The 19,487-nt window shown below is 62.7% G+C and carries 27 protein-coding genes and 1 tRNA gene; 2 read left to right on the forward strand and 26 right to left on the reverse strand.

Annotated features, from left to right (window positions below; genetic code table 11):
• Positions 1-73: 73 nt before the first annotated feature.
• From V8Z74_RS09090 to V8Z74_RS09215, 26 genes are all read right to left on the reverse strand, one after another.
• On the reverse strand, positions 74-394 hold the full coding sequence (locus V8Z74_RS09090; protein ID WP_349708991.1) for a hypothetical protein: 321 nt from the start codon (positions 392-394) through the stop codon (positions 74-76).
• Between the two features lie 117 nt (positions 395-511).
• Positions 512-588 (reverse strand) — tRNA-Met (locus V8Z74_RS09095).
• A 39-nt stretch (positions 589-627) separates the two neighbouring features.
• The gene (gene rplQ, locus V8Z74_RS09100; RefSeq protein WP_066475653.1) at positions 628-1,014 is read right to left on the reverse strand and encodes a 50S ribosomal protein L17; all 387 of its coding nucleotides are present in this window, start codon (positions 1,012-1,014) and stop codon (positions 628-630) included.
• Between the two features lie 125 nt (positions 1,015-1,139).
• A complete protein-coding gene (locus V8Z74_RS09105) occupies positions 1,140-2,138 on the reverse strand; it encodes a DNA-directed RNA polymerase subunit alpha (RefSeq protein ID WP_066475651.1) in 999 nt (332 codons plus the stop codon).
• A 112-nt stretch (positions 2,139-2,250) separates the two neighbouring features.
• A complete protein-coding gene (gene rpsD / locus V8Z74_RS09110) occupies positions 2,251-2,874 on the reverse strand; it encodes a 30S ribosomal protein S4 (protein ID WP_066475649.1) in 624 nt (207 codons plus the stop codon).
• An 88-nt stretch (positions 2,875-2,962) separates the two neighbouring features.
• Positions 2,963-3,367: a 30S ribosomal protein S11 gene (gene rpsK, locus V8Z74_RS09115; protein WP_066475647.1), complete on the reverse strand. Its 405-nt coding sequence runs from the start codon at positions 3,365-3,367 to the stop codon at positions 2,963-2,965.
• 20 nt (positions 3,368-3,387) lie between these two features.
• Positions 3,388-3,753 (reverse strand): 30S ribosomal protein S13, encoded by a 366-nt coding sequence (rpsM, locus tag V8Z74_RS09120; RefSeq protein ID WP_066475646.1) that lies wholly within the window; start codon positions 3,751-3,753, stop codon positions 3,388-3,390.
• A gap of 22 nt (positions 3,754-3,775) precedes the next feature.
• Entirely contained in the window at positions 3,776-3,889 is a 114-nt protein-coding gene (gene rpmJ, locus V8Z74_RS09125) for a 50S ribosomal protein L36 (RefSeq protein WP_003050535.1), read from the reverse strand.
• Positions 3,890-4,010: 121 nt separating this feature from the next.
• Positions 4,011-5,324: a preprotein translocase subunit SecY gene (secY, locus tag V8Z74_RS09130; protein WP_066475643.1), complete on the reverse strand. Its 1,314-nt coding sequence runs from the start codon at positions 5,322-5,324 to the stop codon at positions 4,011-4,013.
• Positions 5,325-5,348: 24 nt separating this feature from the next.
• Positions 5,349-5,780, reverse strand: a complete 432-nt coding sequence (rplO, locus tag V8Z74_RS09135) for a 50S ribosomal protein L15 (protein ID WP_066475641.1) — start codon at positions 5,778-5,780, stop codon at positions 5,349-5,351.
• Between the two features lie 11 nt (positions 5,781-5,791).
• Positions 5,792-5,974, reverse strand: a complete 183-nt coding sequence (gene rpmD, locus V8Z74_RS09140; protein WP_066475638.1) for a 50S ribosomal protein L30 — start codon at positions 5,972-5,974, stop codon at positions 5,792-5,794.
• A 14-nt stretch (positions 5,975-5,988) separates the two neighbouring features.
• Positions 5,989-6,510 (reverse strand): 30S ribosomal protein S5, encoded by a 522-nt coding sequence (rpsE, locus tag V8Z74_RS09145; RefSeq protein WP_066475637.1) that lies wholly within the window; start codon positions 6,508-6,510, stop codon positions 5,989-5,991.
• 15 nt (positions 6,511-6,525) lie between these two features.
• Complete coding sequence (rplR, locus tag V8Z74_RS09150) at positions 6,526-6,891, reverse strand: 50S ribosomal protein L18 (RefSeq protein WP_066476166.1); 366 nt, start codon at positions 6,889-6,891, stop codon at positions 6,526-6,528.
• Positions 6,892-6,902: 11 nt separating this feature from the next.
• Positions 6,903-7,436, reverse strand: a complete 534-nt coding sequence (gene rplF, locus V8Z74_RS09155; RefSeq protein ID WP_066475634.1) for a 50S ribosomal protein L6 — start codon at positions 7,434-7,436, stop codon at positions 6,903-6,905.
• A gap of 25 nt (positions 7,437-7,461) precedes the next feature.
• Positions 7,462-7,857 carry a 30S ribosomal protein S8 gene (gene rpsH / locus V8Z74_RS09160; RefSeq protein WP_066475631.1) on the reverse strand — a complete coding sequence of 132 codons (396 nt, stop codon included), beginning with the start codon at positions 7,855-7,857 and terminating at the stop codon, positions 7,462-7,464.
• Positions 7,858-7,877: 20 nt separating this feature from the next.
• Complete coding sequence (gene rpsN, locus V8Z74_RS09165) at positions 7,878-8,183, reverse strand: 30S ribosomal protein S14 (protein ID WP_066475629.1); 306 nt, start codon at positions 8,181-8,183, stop codon at positions 7,878-7,880.
• An 8-nt stretch (positions 8,184-8,191) separates the two neighbouring features.
• Positions 8,192-8,731, reverse strand: coding sequence for a 50S ribosomal protein L5 (gene rplE / locus V8Z74_RS09170; protein ID WP_066475627.1), 540 nt, complete (start codon positions 8,729-8,731; stop codon positions 8,192-8,194).
• Positions 8,732-8,741: 10 nt separating this feature from the next.
• Entirely contained in the window at positions 8,742-9,062 is a 321-nt protein-coding gene (rplX, locus tag V8Z74_RS09175; RefSeq protein WP_349708992.1) for a 50S ribosomal protein L24, read from the reverse strand.
• Between the two features lie 10 nt (positions 9,063-9,072).
• A complete protein-coding gene (rplN, locus tag V8Z74_RS09180) occupies positions 9,073-9,441 on the reverse strand; it encodes a 50S ribosomal protein L14 (RefSeq protein ID WP_066475621.1) in 369 nt (122 codons plus the stop codon).
• Between the two features lie 565 nt (positions 9,442-10,006).
• On the reverse strand, positions 10,007-11,599 hold the full coding sequence (locus V8Z74_RS09185; protein WP_349708994.1) for a glycerol-3-phosphate dehydrogenase/oxidase: 1,593 nt from the start codon (positions 11,597-11,599) through the stop codon (positions 10,007-10,009).
• 234 nt (positions 11,600-11,833) lie between these two features.
• A complete protein-coding gene (locus V8Z74_RS09190; protein WP_349708995.1) occupies positions 11,834-13,567 on the reverse strand; it encodes an ABC transporter substrate-binding protein in 1,734 nt (577 codons plus the stop codon).
• 173 nt (positions 13,568-13,740) lie between these two features.
• Positions 13,741-14,049 (reverse strand): DUF2160 domain-containing protein, encoded by a 309-nt coding sequence (locus tag V8Z74_RS09195; RefSeq protein ID WP_349708997.1) that lies wholly within the window; start codon positions 14,047-14,049, stop codon positions 13,741-13,743.
• 1 nt (position 14,050) lies between these two features.
• Positions 14,051-14,863, reverse strand: a complete 813-nt coding sequence (locus tag V8Z74_RS09200) for a carbohydrate ABC transporter permease (RefSeq protein ID WP_349708998.1) — start codon at positions 14,861-14,863, stop codon at positions 14,051-14,053.
• Positions 14,864-14,938: 75 nt separating this feature from the next.
• A complete protein-coding gene (locus V8Z74_RS09205; RefSeq protein WP_349708999.1) occupies positions 14,939-15,829 on the reverse strand; it encodes a carbohydrate ABC transporter permease in 891 nt (296 codons plus the stop codon).
• Positions 15,826-16,908 carry an ABC transporter ATP-binding protein gene (locus V8Z74_RS09210; protein WP_349709000.1) on the reverse strand — a complete coding sequence of 361 codons (1,083 nt, stop codon included), beginning with the start codon at positions 16,906-16,908 and terminating at the stop codon, positions 15,826-15,828. Before V8Z74_RS09210 ends, V8Z74_RS09205 begins: the two co-directional genes overlap by 4 nt.
• 2 nt (positions 16,909-16,910) lie before the next feature.
• On the reverse strand, positions 16,911-17,987 hold the full coding sequence (locus V8Z74_RS09215; RefSeq protein ID WP_349709112.1) for an ABC transporter ATP-binding protein: 1,077 nt from the start codon (positions 17,985-17,987) through the stop codon (positions 16,911-16,913).
• A gap of 232 nt (positions 17,988-18,219) precedes the next feature.
• On the opposite strand from V8Z74_RS09215, the gene V8Z74_RS09220 reads away from it, so the two are divergent.
• Positions 18,220-18,984: a DeoR/GlpR family DNA-binding transcription regulator gene (locus V8Z74_RS09220; RefSeq protein ID WP_066475610.1), complete on the forward strand. Its 765-nt coding sequence runs from the start codon at positions 18,220-18,222 to the stop codon at positions 18,982-18,984.
• Positions 18,985-18,995: 11 nt separating this feature from the next.
• A complete protein-coding gene (locus tag V8Z74_RS09225) occupies positions 18,996-19,481 on the forward strand; it encodes a GNAT family N-acetyltransferase (RefSeq protein ID WP_349709002.1) in 486 nt (161 codons plus the stop codon).
• Positions 19,482-19,487: the final 6 nt, after the last annotated feature.

A 19,487-nucleotide genomic window follows, 5' to 3' on the forward strand; every position in this document is an offset into this window, starting at 1 on the left:
ATCCGCAGACATTCGTCTGCGGATGGCCTGTCTCCGATAGAGTTCGAGAGGCGCAATTCCGAGAGGCTTGCTGCTATCTAGGAAACCCTGGTCGATTCAGCCGACGCATCGCGAGCGGATGCCCGAGAAGCCGCTTCATCCGCGATAGCTCTGGGCCTTTTCCTCGCTTCGTGGGTGTTACCCGATCGCGGTAGCGTTCAAGCAGCTCGCCGAGCGTCATCTGCTTGGCTTGCTCACGATCAACGAACGTTCCGTCCGTCATCTGGACTTCGACTTTAGACGCCCAGTTTTTCGCTTCTTGCTTGCTCACAAACGTCTCTGTTTGTGAGGGGTATCCGACTTTGCGGACGATTGCCTGGTACTGATACGGGCCGCGCTTTGTGATTGTTGCCATTCCTTGCTCCTGGTTGGTGGGGGCAAGGCGTATAGAGAAAAGTGCAGCAAAAATGCAGCAAAAACTCTGGCCACAACGAAAAAAGGCTTACGACGTATCGTAAGCCTTTGATTTTATTGGTTGCGCGAGAAGGATTTGAACCTCCGACCTTTGGGTTATGAGCCCAACGAGCTACCAGACTGCTCCATCGCGCGGTAATTCCAAATTATAGCAGGCTTTGGGCCTGCTGCAGCTTATTCAGCCTTGGCTTCAGCTGCTTCTTCAGCGCGCTCGACCAGTTCCACATAGGCCATGGGAGCGTTGTCGCCCACGCGGAAGCCCATCTTCAGGATACGGGTGTAGCCGCCGGGACGCTTGGCGTTGCGGGGACCCAGCACATTGAACAGCTTGGTCACGCTGTCGCGGTCGCGCAGGCGGTCGAAAGCCAGGCGGCGGTTGGCAACGGTGTCAACCTTGGCCAGGGTGATCATGGGCTCGATGACCTTGCGCAGTTCCTTGGCCTTGGGGACCGTGGTCTTGATCGCTTCGTGTTCGATCAGCGAGTTCATCATGTTCTGCAGCATCGCCTTGCGATGCGAAGAAGTGCGGTTCAGTTTGCGGAGGCCGTGACCGTGACGCATGGTGCTTTTCCTTTGATCTTTCGATCTTTTCTAAATTAAATCGGGCAGCCGTATCAGGTACTGCCCGAGGCACTTGGGCTTCCCGCCAAGACCAAGGATCTCGGCAGAGCCCGCTATTGTAGCAATTAACGCTTTTCCAGGCCAGCAGGCGGCCAGTTCTCGAGCTTCATGCCCAGCGTCAGACCGCGGGAAGCCAGGACTTCCTTGATCTCGTTGAGCGACTTGCGACCCAGATTCGGGGTCTTGAGCAGCTCGTTTTCGGTACGCTGGATAAGGTCGCCGATGTAGTAGATGTTTTCTGCCTTGAGGCAGTTGGCCGAACGCACGGTGAGTTCCAGCTCGTCCACGGGACGCAGCAGGATGGGGTCGAACGAGGTCGCGGCACCGCGGCCACCGGCCGGAGCGTCGAACACGCTGGCGATGTCGCCGCCGTCCAGCTGGGCGAAGACTGCCAGCTGTTCCACCAGGATCTTGGCGGAGGCGCGCACGGCATCTTCAGCGGTGATGGCGCCGTTGGTCTCGATTTCCAGGACCAGCTTGTCCAGGTCGGTACGCTGTTCCACGCGGGCGGATTCGACGGCGTAGCTCACGCGCTTGACGGGCGAGAACGACGCGTCCAGCACGATGCGGCCGATCGACTTGGTCGACTCGTCGCCGTAGCGGCGCACGTTGCCGGGCACATAGCCACGGCCCTTTTCCACCTTGATCTGCATGTCCAGCTTGCCGCCTTGCGACAGGTTGGCGATCACATGATCAGGGTTGACGATTTCCACGTCGTGGGGCGTCTGGATGTCGCGTGCCGTGACAACGCCTTCGCCGTCCTTGCGCAGGCTCAGCGTGACTTCGTCGCGGTTGTGCAGCTTGAACACCACACCCTTGAGGTTCAGCAGGATGTTGACCACATCTTCCTGGACACCGTCGATCGAGGAATACTCGTGCAGCACTCCGGCAATCGTTACTTCCGTCGCTGCGTAACCCACCATGGACGAGAGCAGGACACGGCGCAGGGCATTGCCCAGCGTATGGCCGTAGCCGCGCTCAAACGGCTCCAGAACCACCTTGGCACGGTTGTGGCCAAGCTGTTCGACATTGATTGTCTTGGGCTTCAGCAAATTCGTTTGCATGCAGACTTCCTCTCAATACCCCCGGCTCGTTACACCGGTAAGGCTGGTGAAGCACCCACGGCGCGATGCCTCGCGCCGTGGGGACGGTTTACAGAAATGTCGCTGCTAAGGATTAACGCGAGTACAACTCAACGATCAGGGATTCGTTGATGTCAGAGCCGAATTCGTCGCGGTCAGGAGCCTTCTTGAAAGTGCCTTCTGCCTTGTCGGCAGCCACTTCCACCCATGCGGGGAAGCCCACTTGGGAAGCCAGTTGCAGGGCTTCGACCACGCGAGCCTGCTTCTTGGACTTTTCGCGCACGGCAACCACGTCACCCACCTTCACGGAGTAGGAGGGGATGTTCACGGCCTGGCCGTTCACGGTGATGGCCTTGTGCGACACCAGCTGGCGGGCTTCCGAGCGGGTGGAGCCGAAGCCCATGCGGTACACGACGTTGTCCAGGCGCGATTCCAGCAGCGTCAGCAGGTTGGCGCCGGTGTTGCCGCGCTTGCGCTCGGCAGCTTCGAAGTAGCGGCGGAATTGCTTTTCCAGCACGCCGTACATGCGCTTGACCTTCTGCTTTTCACGCAGTTGCAGGCCGTAGTCGGAAGTGCGCTGGCCGGAAGTGCGGCCATGCTGACCGGGCTTGGTGTCGAACTTTGCCTTGTCAGCGATGGAGCGACGGGCGCTCTTCAGGAACAGATCGGTGCCTTCGCGGCGGGAGAGCTTGGCCTTGGGGCCGATATAACGTGCCACTTGATTTCCTTTGTTTCATCTGCCGTGCACAAACACGGGAGCCGCCCGCGATGCTGATGCACCTGGGCGGCGGTGGGCTTGGTTGGGATTAGATACGACGACGCTTTTGGGGGCGGCAGCCGTTGTGGGGAACCGGCGTCACGTCCGAGATGGAGGTGATGCGGATGCCCAGGGCGCCCAGGGCGCGGACCGAGGATTCACGGCCGGGGCCGGGACCCTTGATTTCGACGTCCAGGTTCTTGATGCCCTGTTCGATAGCAGCACGACCGGCCACTTCCGAAGCCACCTGGGCAGCAAAGGGAGTCGACTTGCGCGAACCCTTGAAGCCCTGGCCACCCGACGAGGCCCACGACAGAGCGTTGCCTTGGCGGTCGGTGATGGTGATGATCGTGTTGTTGAACGAAGCGTGCACGTGTGCAATGCCGTCCGAAATGTTCTTGCGGACCTTCTTGCGAACGCGGGCTGCTGCGTTGTTAGCGGGAGACTTAGCCATAGTGATCTCTCAATCTCTCTTTATTTCTTCAAAGCCGCAGCGCCCTTGCGCGGACCCTTGCGGGTACGGGCATTCGTGCGGGTACGCTGACCGCGCATGGGCAGGCCACGACGATGACGGAAACCGCGGTAGCAGCCGATGTCCATCAGACGCTTGATGTTCATCGTGGTTTCACGACGCAGATCGCCTTCCAGCGTCAGAGGAGCCAGTTGGTCGCGGATCTTTTCCAGATCGGCGTCCGTCAGATCCTTGATCTTCTTGGAATATTCGATGCCGCAGGCTTCGCAGATCTTGCGAGCTGTTGTACGACCGATGCCATAGATGGCGGTCAGGCCGATTTCAGCATGCTTGTGCGGCGGGATGTTAATGCCAGCAATACGTGCCATATTAGTCCTCTAATGCTTTCAATCAACCTTGGCGCTGCTTGTGGCGCTGGTCCGTGCAGATCACGCGCACAACACCTTTGCGACGGATGATCTTGCAGTTACGGCAGATTTTCTTGACCGAAGCCGAAACTCTCATTTCATTCTCCTAAAACTTTCCATCCACTATCGGCCTATCGACCGGGGACTCATTGCCCGCGATAGATCTCGATGGGCGTCTACTAACTTTTGGCAGGCTGCCCACCCGGGCAGCCTTGTCATCAAATACCAGCCTTGAAGTTCGCTTTTTTCAGGAGCGACTCGTATTGCTGCGACATCACGTAGTTCTGAACCTGCGCCATGAAGTCCATGGTCACCACCACAATAATCAGCAGCGATGTACCGCCGAAGTAGAACGGGACGTTGTACTTCAGGATCAGGAATTCGGGCAACAGGCACACGAAGGTAATGTAGATCGCGCCAGCCAGTGTCAGGCGAACCAGAATCTTGTCAATGTAGCGTGCTGTCTGGTCGCCAGGACGGATCCCGGGGATGAAAGCGCCACTCTTCTTCAGGTTGTCGGCTGTTTCCCGGCTGTTGAAGACCAGGGCCGTGTAGAAGAAGCAGAAGAAAATGATCGCGGCAGCATAGAGGATGACATAGATCGGCTGACCAGGGGTCAACGTGCTCGCAATATCCTTCAGCCAGCGCATGGATTCTCCCGCACTGAACCAATTCACCACCGTCGCGGGCAGCAAGATGATCGAGGAAGCGAAGATGGGAGGAATGACTCCGGCCATGTTCAGCTTCAGCGGCAAGTGCGAAGACTGTCCGCCATACACCTTGTTGCCGACCTGACGGCGTGCGTAATTCACCAGGATCTTGCGTTGGCCTCGCTCGACAAACACGACGAAGTACGTCACGCCTGCCACCACGAGAACAATGAAGATCGCAGCCAGGATGCTCATGGCACCGGTGCGCACCAGTTCCAGCAGACCACCGATGGAGTTCGGCAGACCTGCGGCGATACCTGCAAAGATCAGGATCGAGATACCGTTGCCCAGACCACGTTCTGTAATCTGTTCACCGAGCCACATCAGGAACATGGTGCCGGCCGTGAGGCTGACCACCGCCGTGAGGCGGAAGCCGAAGCCCGGGCTCAGAACCAGTCCTGCGGAGCTTTCCAGGGCGACGGCAATACCCAGGGACTGAAAAATCGCCAGGCCCAGAGTGCCGTAGCGGGTGTACTGGGTGATCTTGCGACGACCCGATTCACCTTCCTTTTTCAGCTGTTCGAATGTCGGGACCACATAGGTCATGAGCTGCATGATGATCGATGCCGAGATGTACGGCATGATCCCCAGTGCGAACACCGTGAAGCGCGAGAGCGCTCCACCCGAGAACATGTTGAACAGATTGAGAATGCCGCCCTGCTGGCCATTGAACAGCTGCTGAAGCTGCGCCGGATCGATGCCCGGCACCGGGATATGTGCCCCGATGCGGTAGACGATCAGCGCGAGCAACAGAAAAACCAGTCGACGCTTGAGATCGCCGAATTTTCCGGTTTTTGCAATTTGAGCTGCGCTAGTAGCCACGGATGTCTTCTTTCAGAACTTTAATCAGGCGATGCTGCCGCCGGCAGCTTCGATGGCAGCCTTGGCACCGGCGGTAGCGCCGATGCCATTGAGCTTGACAGCCTTGGTGATTTCACCGCTCTTGATGACCTTGACCACCTTGGCGATTGCACCGACCAGACCGGCTTGCTTCAGGGCAGCCAGATCGACTTCGGCCAGGCCGAGCTGTTCCAGCTCGGACAGCGTCACTTCTGCGTTGAACTTCAGCAGATGCGACTTGAAGCCACGCTTGGGCAGACGGCGCTGCAGAGGCATCTGACCGCCTTCGAAGCCCACCTTGTGGTAGCCACCCGAACGGGACTTCTGGCCCTTGTGGCCACGGCCGGCGGTCTTACCCAGACCCGAACCGATACCACGGCCGACACGGCGCTTGGCGTGCTTGGCACCTGCTGCAGGCTTGATGCTATTGAGTTCCATCATCAATCCTTTCAGAGAACCTTCACCAGATAGGCGATCTTGTTGATCATGCCGCGCACTTCGGGAGTGTCCTTCAGTTCGCTGATGCTGTTCAGCTTGCGCAGACCCAGACCGCGCACGGTAGCGCGGTGATCTTGCTTGGTGCCGATGGGGCTACGCACCAGCTGCACCTTGACGGTTTGTTGCGTTGTCATGTGCTTGACTCCGATCAGGCCGCGAAGAGATCTTCAACGGACTTGCCACGCTTTGCAGCCACTTCCGCGGGGGTCGTGGAGTTCTTCAGAGCGTCGAAAGTCGCGCGGACCATGTTGTAGGGGTTCGACGAGCCATGGCTCTTGGCCACGATGTCGGTGATGCCCAGCACTTCGAAGACGGCGCGCATCGGGCCGCCAGCGATGATGCCGGTACCCTTGGGGGCGGGGTTCAGCATCACGGATGCTGCACCATGGTGACCCATCACGGTGTGATGGATCGTGCCGTCCTTCAGGGACACCTTGATCATGTTGCGACGGGATTCTTCCATCGCCTTTTGCACGGCAGCAGGCACTTCCTTGGACTTGCCCTTGCCCATGCCAACGCGGCCATCGCCGTCGCCGACCACGGTCAGTGCAGCGAAGCCGAGGATACGACCGCCCTTCACGACCTTGGTGACGCGGTTCACCGCGATCATTTTTTCGCGCAGACCGTCGTCACGACCTTCGTCTTGCACCTTGGGGGAAAACTTTGCCATTTCTATCCGCTCCGCTTAGAACTGCAGGCCCGCTTCACGGGCGGCTTCTGCCAAAGCCTTCACGCGGCCGTGGTATGCGAAACCGGCGCGGTCGAAAGCCACTTTCTCAACGCCAGCAGCCTTAGCCTTCTCGGCAATGCGCTTGCCGATCAGCGTGGCGGCAGCCACGTTGCCACCCTTGCCTGCGCCGCCGAGCTGCGAACGCACTTCGGCTTCTGCAGTGGAGGCCGAAGCCAGCACCTTGGTGCCGTCTTCCGAAACCACGGAGGCGTAGATATGGAGGTTGGTACGGTTCACGCTCAGACGCGCCACGCCTTGCTGGGCAATGCGGATGCGAGTCTGACGGGCACGGCGCAGACGCTGCTCTTTCTTGTTCAACATCATGCAGCTCCTTACTTCTTCTTGGTCTCTTTGATCACGACCTTCTCATCCGCATAGCGGATGCCCTTGCCCTTGTAAGGCTCGGGAGGACGAACGGCACGGATCTCAGCAGCCAATTGACCCACCACTTGGCGGTCAGCACCCTTGATCACGATTTCGGTCGGAGTGGGGGTAGCGACGGTGATGCCGGCAGGCATCTCGAAGTTGACGGGGTGCGAGAAGCCCACGGCCAGGTTCAGCTTGGAACCTTGGGCAGCAGCCTTGTAGCCCACGCCGATCAGCGTCAGCTTCTTCTCGAAGCCCTCGGTCACGCCCTTGACCATGTTGTTGACCAGCTGGCGGAAGGTACCGGCCAGAGCGTCAGCTTCACGGGTTTCGTTGGCGGGCGCGAACGACAGCTTGCCGTCGTTGTTGCTGATGACCACTTGGCTGTTCAGGGCCAGCGACAGGTTGCCGCCCTTGCCCTTGACAGAGATGGTTTCAGCATTGAGGGACACATCCACGCCTGCGGGGATGGTCACGTTTGCTTTTGCTACGCGAGACATTTCAGTATTTCTCCTTCAATGTCCGTTAGGCCACATAGCACAGCACTTCGCCGCCGACACCGGTAGCACGTGCTTTGCGATCGGTCATCACGCCCTTGGGAGTGGTGACGATGGCCACGCCCAGGCCGTTCATGACCTGGGGGATTGCGTTACGGCCCTTGTACACGCGCAGGCCGGGACGGCTGACGCGCTCGATACGCTCGATCACGGGGCGACCGGCGTAGTACTTCAGGGTAATTTCGAGTTCGGACTTGCCGCCTTCGGTCTTCACTTCGAAGCCGTCGATGTAGCCTTCATCCTTCAGCACTTGTGCGATGGCAACCTTCACCTTGGAGGAAGGAGCCGACACGGTGGCCTTGGAGACCATTTGTGCGTTGCGGATACGGGTCAGCAAGTCAGCGATGGGATCACTCATGCTCATGTTTAATCTCTCCTGCTTGCTTACCAGCTGGCCTTGGTCACGCCGGGGATGTCACCAGCGAAGGCCATTTCACGGATCTTGGCGCGACCCAGACCGAATTGACGGAAGGTGCCGCGAGGACGACCGGTGATTTCGCAACGGTTGCGCTGGCGGGTGGGGTTCGCGTTACGGGGCAGCTTTTGCAGGCCCAGGCGAGCGGCTTCGCGCTCTTCGTCGGAACGCTTGGCGTCGCCGGCGATTGCCTTCAGTTCAGCATACTTGGCAGCGTACTTGGCAGCCAGTTTTTCGCGCTTCAGTTCGCGCTCGATCAAAGCTTTCTTAGCCATGCGCCACCTCAGTTCTTGAAGGGGAAACGGAAAGCGGCGAGCAGTGCCTTGCACTCGTCGTCGGTCTTAGCCGTAGTCGTGATGCTGATGTTCAGACCACGCAGAGCGTCCACCTTGTCGTATTCGATTTCGGGGAAGATGATCTGTTCCTTGACGCCGACGTTGTAGTTGCCGCGACCGTCGAACGAACGGCCGGAGATACCACGGAAGTCGCGCACGCGGGGCAGTGCCACGGTGACGAAGCGGTCCAGGAATTCATACATCTGAACGCCGCGCAGGGTCACCATGCAGCCGATAGCCTGGCCTTCGCGGATCTTGAAACCGGCGATAGCCTTCTTGGCCTTGGTCACCACGGGCTTCTGACCAGCGATCTTGGTCAGGTCAGCCACGGCGTTGTCCATTACCTTCTTGTCGGCCACGGCTTCGCTCACACCCATGTTCAGGGTGATCTTGGTCAGGCGCGGAACCTCCATGACGGACTTGTAGCCGAACTTTTCCTTCAGTTCAGCCGCGATCTTTTCGCGATAGAGTTTTTGCAGTCGTGCCATGTGTTACTCCTTAGGCGGCCTTGATTTCAGCGCCATTGGACTTGAACACGCGAACACGTGTGCCGTCGGCGTTCACCTTGATGCCCACGCGGTCAGCCTTGCCCGTAGCGGCGTTGAAGATCGCCACGTTGGACTGGTGGATAGGCATGGCCTTTTCCACGATACCGCCGGTCGTGCCCTTCATGGGGTTCGGCTTGGTGTGCTTCTTCACCAGGTTGACGCCTTCGATCAACAGGTGGGAATCGTCCGTGCGAGCCGAGACCACGCCTTGCTTGCCCTTGTCACGGCCGGTCAGCACGATGACTTGGTCGCCCTTGCGAATCTTGTTCATGGTGCTTCCTTTAGAGAACTTCAGGTGCCAGGGACACGATCTTCATGAACTTTTCGGTACGCAGTTCACGAGTCACGGGGCCAAAGATGCGGGTGCCGATAGGCTCCAGCTTGGCGTTCAGCAGCACGGCGGCATTGCCGTCGAACTTCACGAGCGAACCGTCTGCACGACGGATGCCCTTAGCGGTACGCACCACCACAGCACTGTAGACCTCGCCTTTTTTGACGCGGCCACGGGGAGCTGCTTCCTTGATGCTGACCTTGATGATGTCGCCAACACTCGCGTAGCGACGATGAGAGCCGCCCAGCACCTTGATGCACTGAACAGTCTTCGCGCCGGTGTTGTCGGCAACCTCTAACCGAGATTCTGTTTGGATCATTTCAATATTCCCAACTTGCTCCAGCAACGCTCGACAGCCCCAGAGTCTTCTCAAGGGCCGAGCGAGCAGCCAGTCAGTCTTGGGCCCGTCGTCCACGCCACGAACCATTTCGCGGCGCTTCCACTGGGCAGAACACTTCACGCTTTTTACACGTGAAGCAGGGGATTGTCGCAGGAATTCCTTTGCGCGTCAAGCGCTTAGCTGTGCAGAAACGAAGTTTTCCCCAGGCGCCGACGCATGCGCACCCAAGTGGCCTGGGCTTTTCCAAAAACCATGGCAAAAAACGCAAGCAAGTCTTTGTCACCAAAGGAAAATATCCGAATTGCAAGGCACAACAAGCGCCCAATGCTCCGGCATTCATGACTCCGCCCAGCCATGCGCCGGTGTCGTGTTTTCCACACGCAGCCCTCCCCTGCCCCAGGCCGGCACAGGCGCCGCCGTTTTCCACCCAGGCCATCCCGTGGCCTCGATCCTGCCATGGGAAACGCCCGGTCATGGACATGCCATGCACCGAGCGTTCGGGGGCGGAAGCGCTGCCGCGCCCCCTCCGGACCAGGCCGGCCGCTCAGACGGCGGGGAGATACTGCCTGGCCAGCGCCAGGAAGTCGTCGAGATGCACGTCGCGGCCCAGCTCTTCCGCAAGAACGGCCGCCACCCGCGGCGCGATCTCGGCGGCCTTGCGCGCATCGAGGAACAGCAGGCGGCTGCGGCGCGCCAGCACGTCTTCCACGCTGCGCGCATATTCGAAGCGCGCCGCAAAGCGCACCATGGCTTCGGACAGGCCGTCGGCCAGCCAGCTGTCGGCGCCCGGCAACGCAGCGACGGCTGCGGCTTCGGTGCCGTAGGAGTGCAGGCCCTGGGTCTGGTTCATGCGGTGCTGCACGGCCGCTTCGGCAGGCGCGCCCACCAGCGGCAGGTGCACGGTCACGCCCGCCGGACGGCGCGGCAGGCAGCCGGCTTCGAAGCATTCGGCCAGCACGTCCTCGGCCATGGCGCGGTAGGTGGTCCACTTGCCGCCGGTCACGGTGATCAGGCCCGTGCGGCTGGCCATGACCGTGTGTTCGCGGCTGATCTTCTTGGTGTTGGCGCCGTCGTCGTCCTGGGGCTTGACCAGTGGGCGCAGGCCCACCCACATGCTGCGCACATCGGCCAGCGTGGGCTTGCGGCTCAGGTACTTGCCGGCCTCGGAAAGGATGAAGTCCAGCTCCTGCTGGAACGGCAGCGGCTCGCGTGCCAGATCGTGGCGCGGCGTGTCGGTCGTGCCCAGGATGACCTTGCCCAGCCAGGGCACGGCGAACAGCACGCGGCCGTCGGCGGTCTTGGGCACCAGCAGCGCATGGTCGGAGGGCAGGAAGTCGCGGTCCACCACCACGTGCACGCCCTGGCTGGGCGCCACCATGGGCTTGACGGGCTTGCCCTGGGCCTCGGCATCCTGCTGGCGAAACAGGTCCACCCAGGGGCCGGTGGCATTGACCACGCATTTGGCGCGCACGTTGAAGCTCTGGCCGGATTCCTCGTCCCTGCAGATCAGGCCGGACACCTTGCCATCCTCGTACAGCAGCTTCTCGGCCGGGCAGTAGTTGACCAGCAGCGCGCCCTTGGCAGCCGCCGTGCGGGCCAGCGCCAGCGCCAGGCGCGCATCGTCGAACTGGCCGTCCCAGTATTTGACGCCGCCCTTGAGGCCGCGCTGCTGCACGGTGGGCAGGTATTGCACGGTCTTGCCGCGCGAGAGGAATTCCGTGGCGCCCAGGCCGGCCTTGCCGGCCAGCGCGTCGTACATCTTGAGGCCGACGCCGTAGAAAGGCGTGTCCAGCAGCCGGTAGGACGGCATGACAAAGGCCAGCGGCTGCGCCAGGTGCGGCGCGTTGTGCAGCAGCGTGGTGCGCTCGTGCAGCGCCTCGCGCACCAGCGAGATATTGCCCTGGGCCAGGTAACGCACGCCGCCATGCACCAGCTTGGTGGCGCGCGAGGACGTTCCCTTGGCGAAGTCCATGGACTCCAGCAGCACCACCTTGAAGCCGCGCGCCACGGCATCCACGGCCACGCCCAGGCCCGTGGCGCCGCCGCCGATGATGGCCAGGTCATAGGTTTCGGGCTGGGCCAGACGCGCAAGCAGGGCGGCACGGTCGGTAGTCAGGGGAGTGGCGACTTGGGACATTGATCTTCAACAAAAGAACCGAGGGCGGCATGGCAAGGGCCATACCCGGCCCCTGCGGCGGCGGATACACCACCCATGTTGTGTTCATGGTGGACGCAGGAGATCAATATTTTCACTCGTTTTTGTATTTTTTAATTCGACATTTTTCGTTTTCAAGCGCGAAATGGGGACATTCAGTGTTTTGCAGCAACGGGCAGAGCGTTTGCCGCGCCCTGCCCGCCGTTTCAGGCGCGGTCAGCGGACCTTGCCGTCCTTCCAGGCCTGCAGCAGGCGGTCGTAGGCAATGGTTTCGCCCTTGGGCTTTTCATTGCCCAGCTTCTTCCAGGGAGCGTGCTGGTCGCTGAGCCACTTGGCCGGGTCGCCCTTGGGGTTGAGCTTGGGCGCGCAGCGCTCCATGCCGGCGCGCTGCAGGCGGGCCATCACCTGGTCCATTTCCTCGGCCAGCGTGTCCATCGCGCCCTGGGGCGTCTTCTCCCCGGTCACGGCCTGTGCCACGTTCTTCCACCACAGCTGGGCCAGCTTGGGGTAGTCGGGCACGTTGGTGCCGGTGGGCGTCCAGGCCACGCGCGCGGGGCTGCGGTAGAACTCGATCAGGCCGCCGTACTTGTTGGCGTTCTTGGTGAAGAAGTCGCTGCGGATGTCGCTGTCGCGGATGAAGGTCAGGCCCTGGATGGACTTCTTGAGCGAGGTGGTCTTGGCCGTCACGAACTGGGCGTAGAGCCAGGCCGCTGCCGTGCGGTTGGCGTCATGGTCCTTGAAGAAGGTCCACGAGCCCACGTCCTGGTAGCCGTTCTGCATGCCGTCCTTCCAGTACGGGCCGTGCGGGCCGGGGGCCATGCGCCACTTGGGCGTGCCGTCGGCATTCACCACGGGCAGGCCGGCCTTGGTCATGTCGGCGGTGAAGGCCGTGTACCAGAAGATCTGCTGCGCGATCTGCCCTTGCGCGGGCACGGGGCCGGATTCGCCGAAGGTCATGCCCATGGCGTCCTTGGGCGCGTACTTCTTCATCCAGTCCACATACTTGGTGAGCGCGTAGACGGCCGCTGGCGAGTTGGTGGCGCCGCCGCGCGACACGCTGGCGCCCACGGGCGTGCACTTGTCGTCGGCCACGCGGATGCCCCATTCATCGACCGGCATGCCGTTGGGGATGCCCTTGTCGGCGCTGCCCGCCATGGACAGCCACGCGTCGGTGAAGCGCCAGCCCAGCGACGGGTCCTTCTTGCCGTAGTCCATGTGGCCGTAGATGGGCTTGCCGTCGATGGTCTTCACGTCGTTGGTGAAGAACTCGGCGATGTCCTCGTAGGCGCTCCAGTTCTGCGGCACGCCCAGGTCGTAGCCGTACTTGGCCTTGAACTTGTCCTGCAGATCCTTGCGCGCGAACAGGTCGGCGCGGAACCAGTAGAGGTTGGCGAACTGCTGGTCGGGCAGCTGGTAGAGCTTGCCGTCGGGCGCGGTGGTGAAGCTGGTGCCGATGAAGTCCTTGAGGTCGATGCCGGGGTTGGTGAATTCCTTGCCTGCGCCGGCCATGTAGTCGGTCAGGTTCATGATCTTGCCGTAGCGGTAGTGCGTGCCGATCAGGTCGGAGTCGCTGATCCAGCCGTCGTAGATGGACTTGCCCGACTGCATCGAGGTCTGCAGCTTCTCGACCACGTCGCCTTCCTGGATCAGGTCGTGCTTGACCTGGATGCCGGTGATCTCGCTGAAGGCCTTGGCCAGCACCTTGCTTTCGTATTCGTGCGTGGTGATGGTTTCGGAGACCACCGAGATCTCCTTCACGCCCTTGGCCTGCAGCTTCTTGGCGGCGTCGATGAACCATTTCATCTCGGCGGCCTGCTGGTCCTTGGAAAGCGTGGAAGGCTGGAACTCGCTGTCGATCCACTTCTTGGCCTCGGCCTCGCCGGCCCACGTGGCCTGCCCCAAAGCCAGGGCCGCGGCGGCGAATGCGATCGCCTTGAACTGCATCTTCATTGCTGTCTCCTCATACGGAACTCCCCGTCTGCTTGGGAGCGCCGGCCTCGGGGGAGGATCGGGCCGGCGCATCGACTCTCAAAAACCATAGCGGCTTGCGCTTGTCACACAATGTTTTTCAATACATTTCACATTGAAATCCTTGTGCATCAAGCGCCAGCTGCTCTCTTTTTTCAACCCTTGCGCATCACCAGCGCCAGCACCAGCATGGACAGCACGAAGCTGATCCACACCGAGGGCTCGGCCGAAAGCGAGAACCACTGCGCCATCTTCTCGCCCAGGCCCACCCAGGCCAGGTTGATGTAGGCCGCCGTGAGCAGGCCGATGAAGAGCCGGTCGCCGCGCGTGGTGGCGATCGGCAGGAAGCCCTTGCGCAGCGCAGTGGGCGACTTGATCTCCCACACCGTCATGCCGGCGAGCATCAACACGATGCAACTGAAGAACACCGCCACCGGCGTGGTCCAGGCCATCCAATCGAACATGTCACACCCTCCCCATCGCGAAGCCCTTCGCGATGTAGTGCCGCACAAACCAGATCACGATCGCGCCGGGCACGATGGTCAGCACGCCGGCCGCGGCCAGCGTCGCCCAGTCCATGCCGGATGCGCTCACCGTGCGCGTCATCGTCGCCACGATGGGCTTGGCGTTCACGCTGGTCAGCGTGCGCGCCAAGAGCAGCTCGACCCAGCTGAACATGAAGCAGAAGAACGCCGCCACGCCCACGCCGGCCTTGATCAGCGGCAGGAAGATGGTGAGAAAGAAACGCGGGAAGGAGTAGCCGTCGATGTACGCCGTCTCGTCGATCTCGCGCGGGATGCCGCTCATGAAGCCTTCCAGGATCCACACCGCCAGCGGCACGTTGAACAGCAGGTGCGCCAGCGCCACGGCGATGTGCGTGTCCATCAGCCCCACGGTGGTGTAGAGCTGGAAGAACGGCAGCAGGAACACGGCCGGCGGCGTCATGCGGTTGGTCAGCAGCCAGAAGAACACATGCTTGTCGCCCAGGAACTGGTAGCGGCTGAACGCATAGGCCGCCGGCAGCGCCACGGTGAGCGAGATCACCGTGTTGATGGCCACGTAGATCAGGCTGTTGATGTAGCCCGAGTACCAGCTCGCGTCGGTGAAGATGGTCTTGTAGTTGTCCCAGGTGAAGTGCTGGGGCCACAGCGAGAAGCTGGACAGGATCTCCTCGTTGGTCTTGAAGCTCATGTTGACCATCCAGTAGATGGGCAGCACGGCAAAGACCAGGTAGGCGATCAGGAACAGCGTGCGCTTCTGGAAGCGGGGTTCATTCATGGCTGGCCTCCCGCCGGGCCGCCCCAAGGGAGACCAAGGCCCCTCGGGGGACAGCGAACACAGTGAGCGTGGGGGTCATTGTTCACCTTCTTTGTCGGCCGTGCCCACGCGCTGCATCCAGTTGTAGAGGATGAAGCACAGCAGCAGGATGATGAGGAAATAGATCAGCGAGAACGCCGCGGCCGGCCCCAGGTCGAACTGGCCCACGGCCTTCTGCGTCAGGTACTGGCTCAGGAAGGTGGTCGCGTTGCCCGGCCCGCCGCCGGTCAGCACGAAGGGCTCGGTGTAGATCATGAAGCTGTCCATGAAGCGCAGCAGCACCGCGATCATCAGCACGCCGCGCATCTTGGGCAGCTGGATGTAGCGGAACACCGCGAACTTGCTCGCGCCGTCGATGCGCGCGGCCTGGTAGTAGGCATCGGGAATGCTGCGCAGCCCGGCAAAGCACAGCAGCGCGACCAGCGGAGTCCAGTGCCATACGTCCATGGCCAGCACCGTGAGCCAGGCATGCGTGGCATCGCCGGTGTAGCTGTAGTCCACGCCCAGCCTGTTGAGCGCCGCGCCCAGCAGCCCGATGTCGGCCCGGCCGTAGATCTGCCAGATGGTGCCCACCACGTTCCACGGGATCAGCAGCGACAGCGCCACCACCACCAGCACGGCCGACGACTTCCAGCCCTTGGCGGGCATGGCGAGGGCCAGCAGGATGCCCAGCGGGATCTCCACCGCCAGCACCGCCAGCGAGAAGCCGATCTGGCGCAAGAGCGCGCCGTGCAGCTCCTCGTCTCGCATCACCGCGGCGAACCACTCGGTGCCGACGAAGACGCGGCGCTCGGGCGAGATGATGTCCTGTACCGAGTAGTTCACCACCGTCATCAGCGGCAGGATGGCCGAGAAGGCCACGCACAGGATCACCGGCAGGATCAGGAACCAGGCCTTCTGGTTGACCGGTTTGGTCGTTGCACTCATGGCAGGAGCTCCTCGTTCCGGTAGAAGCAGGTGTGCTCGCCCAGCACCTGCAGCCATACGGTCTCGCCCACGGCGGGCAGGCGCTGCTCGCTGGCGCAGCGCGCCTTGAGCAGTTGGCTCTGGACATCGCCGGCCACCTCGGCGGTCAGCATCTGGTAGGTGCCCACGTCCTGCACGCGCAGCACGCGGCAGGGCAAGGCGCCCGGCGCGCCCTCGCCCGCCAGCGCCAGGTACTCGGGCCGCACGCCCACCTGCAGCGCGCCCGGCGGCAGCGCCCGCGGCACGGCCAGGCGCTGGCCGGCGATGTCGAGCGCATCGCCCTGCGCCTGCGCCGGCAAAAAATTCATGCCCGGCGAGCCGATGAAGTGGCCCACGAAGGCATGCTGCGGGCGCTCGAACAGCGCCCCCGGCGTGCCCACCTGCACGGCGCGGCCGCGCGTCATCACCACCACCTGGTCGGCGAAGGTCAGCGCCTCGACCTGGTCGTGCGTCACGTAGATCAGCGTGAGCTTGAGCTCATGGTGGATCTGCTTGAGCTTGCGCCGCAGCTGCCACTTGAGGTGCGGGTCGATCACGGTGAGCGGCTCGTCGAACAGCACGGCCGCCACGTCTTCGCGCACCAGGCCGCGGCCCAGCGAGATCTTCTGCTTGGCGTCGGCCGACAGGCCCGCGGCGCGCTGGTTCAGCTGGCCGCTCATCTCCAGCATCTCGGCGATCTGGCCCACGCGCTGGCGGATGCGCTCCTCGGGCAGCCCGCGGTTCTTCAGCGGAAAGGCCAGGTTCTCGGCCACGGTCATGGTGTCGTAGATCACCGGGAACTGGAACACCTGGGCGATGTTGCGCTGCTGCGGCGTGGCGCGCGTCACGTCGCGGCCGTCGAACAGCACCTTGCCCTGCGACGGCACCAGCAGGCCCGACATGATGTTCAGCATGGTGGACTTGCCGCAGCCCGAGGGCCCGAGCAGCGCATAGGCGCCGCCGTCGTCGAAAGTCATCTTCAGCGGCAGCAGCGCGTAGTCGCTGTCCTGCCGCGGGTTGGGCTGGTAGGAATGCGCGAGGTCGAGTTCTATGCGTGCCATGCTCAGCCCCTCCGGTTGCGCGCGGGCGCCAGCGCCAGGGCGCCGTCGGCGCCGAAGACATAGACCTGCGCCGGGTTCAGGTACAGCGTCAGCGCGCTGCCCAGCGCGATGTAGTGCACGCCGGTGACCTGCGCCACCAGCTCGCCCCAGGGCGTGTCCGCGTGCACGAAGGTGTCCGAGCCCGAGATCTCGGCCAGCTCGACCCGGCCGGGCACGGCCACATCACCCGGCTGCTCCTGCAGGCGCAGCGCGCTGGCGCGCAGGCCCAGGGTCAGCGCGCTGCCCTGCACTGCGCCGGGCAATGCCAGCGGCAGCAGCGCGCCGTCGGGCAGGCGCAGGCCGCCTTCCACGGCCTGCGCGGCCAGCAGGTTCATCGGCGGATCGCTGAAGGCGCGCGCAACGCGCAACGAGCTCGGCGCGTGGAAGACGTCGGCCGTGGGCCCGTACTGCAGCAGCTCGCCGCCATCGAGCACGGCCGTGTAGCCGCCCAGCAGCAGGGCCTCGCCGGGCTCGGTGGTGGCGTAGACCACGGTGGAGTCGCCCACCGCGAACAATTGCGAAAGCTCTTCGCGCAGCTCCTCGCGCAGCTTGTAGTCGAGGTTGACCAGGGGCTCGTCCAGCAGCATCAGCGGCGCGCCCTTGGCCAGGGCCCGCGCCAGCGCCACGCGCTGCTGCTGGCCGCCCGACAGCTCGGCCGGGTAGCGGTCGAGGAACATCTCGATGTGCAGCCGCCCGGCGAGTTCGCGCACGCGCTGCTCCAGGTTTTTTTCGCCGCGCAGCTTGAGCGGCGAGGCGATGTTGTCGGCCACCGTGAGCGAGGGGTAGTTGATGAACTGCTGGTAGACCATGGCCACGTTGCGCTCGCGCACGGGCATGCCGGTCACGTCCCGGCCATCGACGCGCACCCGGCCGGTGCTGGGCGCATCGAGCCCCGCCATGATGCGCATCAGGCTGGTCTTGCCGGCCTGCGTGGCGCCCAGCAGCACGGTCACGGCGCCGCTGTGCAGCGCCATGTCCATGCCGTGCAGCCACGTCTCGGCCCCCACCCGCTTGCCAATTCCTTCGAGCACCAGTTCCACTGCAGGCCTTTTCTGCGCGCCGTCCGCAGCGCGCGGCATTCCGGAAAACCGCCCCCACACAGCGCACTCGAAAGGGCGAGATGCTGCATTCTTTGTTCTCTTTTGATCGGAACTAATCGATATATTCCCTAGTTCCTATTCTTTTTTATTCGTTTAGATGTTTCCGCCTGATGCCCCGGGGGCAAATACGCTATAACCGGGCACAGCCATCTGCCTCTCCCATGGAATTGCTGTGAATACCAATCCCCGCCAATTGCAACTCGTCGAAGAAGTCCGCGCCCGCCAGTCCACCTCGGTCGAGCAGTTGGCCGAAAGCCTGGGCGTGACGCTGCAAACGATACGGCGCGACATCCAGAAGCTGGCCGATGCAGGCTTGCTGGTGCGTTTCCACGGTGGCGTGCGCGTGCCCAGCGCGACCGTGGAAAACCTGGCCCACCCGCAGCGCCAGGTGCTGCATGCCGAAGGCAAGACGCGCATTGCGCGCGCCGTGGCCGAGGCCATTCCCAACGGCTGCTCGCTGATCCTGAACATCGGCACCACCACCGAGGCCGTGGCCCAGGCCCTGCTCAAGCACCGCGGCCTGCGCGTGATCACCAACAACCTCAACGTGGCCGCCATTCTCAGCAGCAATGCCGACTGCGAAGTCATCGTGGCCGGCGGCGTGGTGCGCACGCGCGACCGCGGCATCGTGGGCGAGGCGGCCGTGGACTTCATCCGCCAGTTCAAGGTGGACATCGCGCTGATCGGCATCTCGGCCATCGAGCCCGACGGCACGCTGCGCGACTTCGACCTGCGCGAGGTCAAGGTGGCGCAGACCATCATCGGCCAGTCGCGCGAGGTCTGGCTGGCCGCCGACCACAGCAAGTTCCGCCGCCAGGCCATGGTGGAGCTGGCGCGCCTGAACCAGATCGACCGCCTGTTCACCGATGCGCCACCGCCCGCGCCTTTCGATGCGCTGCTGCGCGACGCCGAGGTGCAGTGCACGATTGCCCAGTAGGGCTCGGCCCCATGAGCGCAAGCGACATGCAGATCCGCGCGGCGCGCACCGACGATGCCGCCGGCATTGCCGCCCTGCTGCAGGCCATGGGCTGGTTCAAGGCCTATGAAAACCGCACGCCCGCGCAGAACACCGAGGCCGTGCGGACCTTGCTGGCCGGCGCCGAGGCAGCGCCCGAACGCAGCCTGCTGCTGGTGGCCGAGGACGCGCAGCAGCGCCTGATCGGCTACTGCGCCGTGCACTGGCTGCCCGTGGCCGTGCTGCAGGCCTGGGAAGGCTATGTCAGCGAGCTGTTCGTAGCCGGGCAGGCACGCGGCGCCGGTGCCGGGAGCCTGCTGCTCAACGCGGCCACCGAAGCCGCGCGCCAGCGTGGCTGCTGCCGCATCTGGCTGGTGAACAACCGCGAGCGCCCGTCCTATGTGCGGGGCTTTTATTCACAGCAGGGCTGGGCCGAGCAAGCCGAGATGGCGCGCTTCGTCCTGCCGCTGAACACCTGACAAGAT

The organism is Comamonas sp. w2-DMI (assembly GCF_040187735.1).
Classification (GTDB): domain Bacteria; phylum Pseudomonadota; class Gammaproteobacteria; order Burkholderiales; family Burkholderiaceae_C; genus Comamonas; species Comamonas terrae.

Excerpts from the sequence above, each read along its gene's own strand:
- V8Z74_RS09200 (WP_349708998.1), bottom strand. The coding sequence starts at position 14,863 with ATGAATGAACCCCGCTTCCAGAAGCGCACGCTGTTCCTGATCGCCTAC.
- rpmD (WP_066475638.1), bottom strand. The coding sequence starts at position 5,974 with ATGACAACGCAACAAACCGTCAAGGTGCAGCTGGTGCGTAGCCCCATC.
- rplX (WP_349708992.1), bottom strand. The coding sequence starts at position 9,062 with ATGAACAAGATTCGCAAGGGCGACCAAGTCATCGTGCTGACCGGCCGT.
- rplE (WP_066475627.1), bottom strand. The coding sequence starts at position 8,731 with ATGGCACGACTGCAAAAACTCTATCGCGAAAAGATCGCGGCTGAACTG.
- rplQ (WP_066475653.1), bottom strand. The coding sequence starts at position 1,014 with ATGCGTCACGGTCACGGCCTCCGCAAACTGAACCGCACTTCTTCGCAT.
- rplN (WP_066475621.1), bottom strand. The coding sequence starts at position 9,441 with ATGATCCAAACAGAATCTCGGTTAGAGGTTGCCGACAACACCGGCGCG.
- V8Z74_RS09210 (WP_349709000.1), bottom strand. The coding sequence starts at position 16,908 with ATGGCACGCATAGAACTCGACCTCGCGCATTCCTACCAGCCCAACCCG.
- V8Z74_RS09105 (WP_066475651.1), bottom strand. The coding sequence starts at position 2,138 with ATGCAAACGAATTTGCTGAAGCCCAAGACAATCAATGTCGAACAGCTT.
- V8Z74_RS09190 (WP_349708995.1), bottom strand. The coding sequence starts at position 13,567 with ATGAAGATGCAGTTCAAGGCGATCGCATTCGCCGCCGCGGCCCTGGCT.
- V8Z74_RS09185 (WP_349708994.1), bottom strand. The coding sequence starts at position 11,599 with ATGTCCCAAGTCGCCACTCCCCTGACTACCGACCGTGCCGCCCTGCTT.
- V8Z74_RS09205 (WP_349708999.1), bottom strand. The coding sequence starts at position 15,829 with ATGAGTGCAACGACCAAACCGGTCAACCAGAAGGCCTGGTTCCTGATC.
- V8Z74_RS09195 (WP_349708997.1), bottom strand. The coding sequence starts at position 14,049 with ATGTTCGATTGGATGGCCTGGACCACGCCGGTGGCGGTGTTCTTCAGT.
- rpsN (WP_066475629.1), bottom strand. The coding sequence starts at position 8,183 with ATGGCTAAGAAAGCTTTGATCGAGCGCGAACTGAAGCGCGAAAAACTG.
- rpsM (WP_066475646.1), bottom strand. The coding sequence starts at position 3,753 with ATGGCACGTATTGCTGGCATTAACATCCCGCCGCACAAGCATGCTGAA.
- rpsK (WP_066475647.1), bottom strand. The coding sequence starts at position 3,367 with ATGGCTAAGTCTCCCGCTAACAACGCAGCAGCCCGCGTTCGCAAGAAG.
- rplF (WP_066475634.1), bottom strand. The coding sequence starts at position 7,436 with ATGTCTCGCGTAGCAAAAGCAAACGTGACCATCCCCGCAGGCGTGGAT.
- rpsE (WP_066475637.1), bottom strand. The coding sequence starts at position 6,510 with ATGGCAAAGTTTTCCCCCAAGGTGCAAGACGAAGGTCGTGACGACGGT.
- rpmJ (WP_003050535.1), bottom strand. The coding sequence starts at position 3,889 with ATGAGAGTTTCGGCTTCGGTCAAGAAAATCTGCCGTAACTGCAAGATC.
- rplO (WP_066475641.1), bottom strand. The coding sequence starts at position 5,780 with ATGGAACTCAATAGCATCAAGCCTGCAGCAGGTGCCAAGCACGCCAAG.
- rplR (WP_066476166.1), bottom strand. The coding sequence starts at position 6,891 with ATGTTGAACAAGAAAGAGCAGCGTCTGCGCCGTGCCCGTCAGACTCGC.
- V8Z74_RS09090 (WP_349708991.1), bottom strand. The coding sequence starts at position 394 with ATGGCAACAATCACAAAGCGCGGCCCGTATCAGTACCAGGCAATCGTC.
- V8Z74_RS09225 (WP_349709002.1), top strand. The coding sequence starts at position 18,996 with ATGAGCGCAAGCGACATGCAGATCCGCGCGGCGCGCACCGACGATGCC.
- rpsH (WP_066475631.1), bottom strand. The coding sequence starts at position 7,857 with ATGAGCATGAGTGATCCCATCGCTGACTTGCTGACCCGTATCCGCAAC.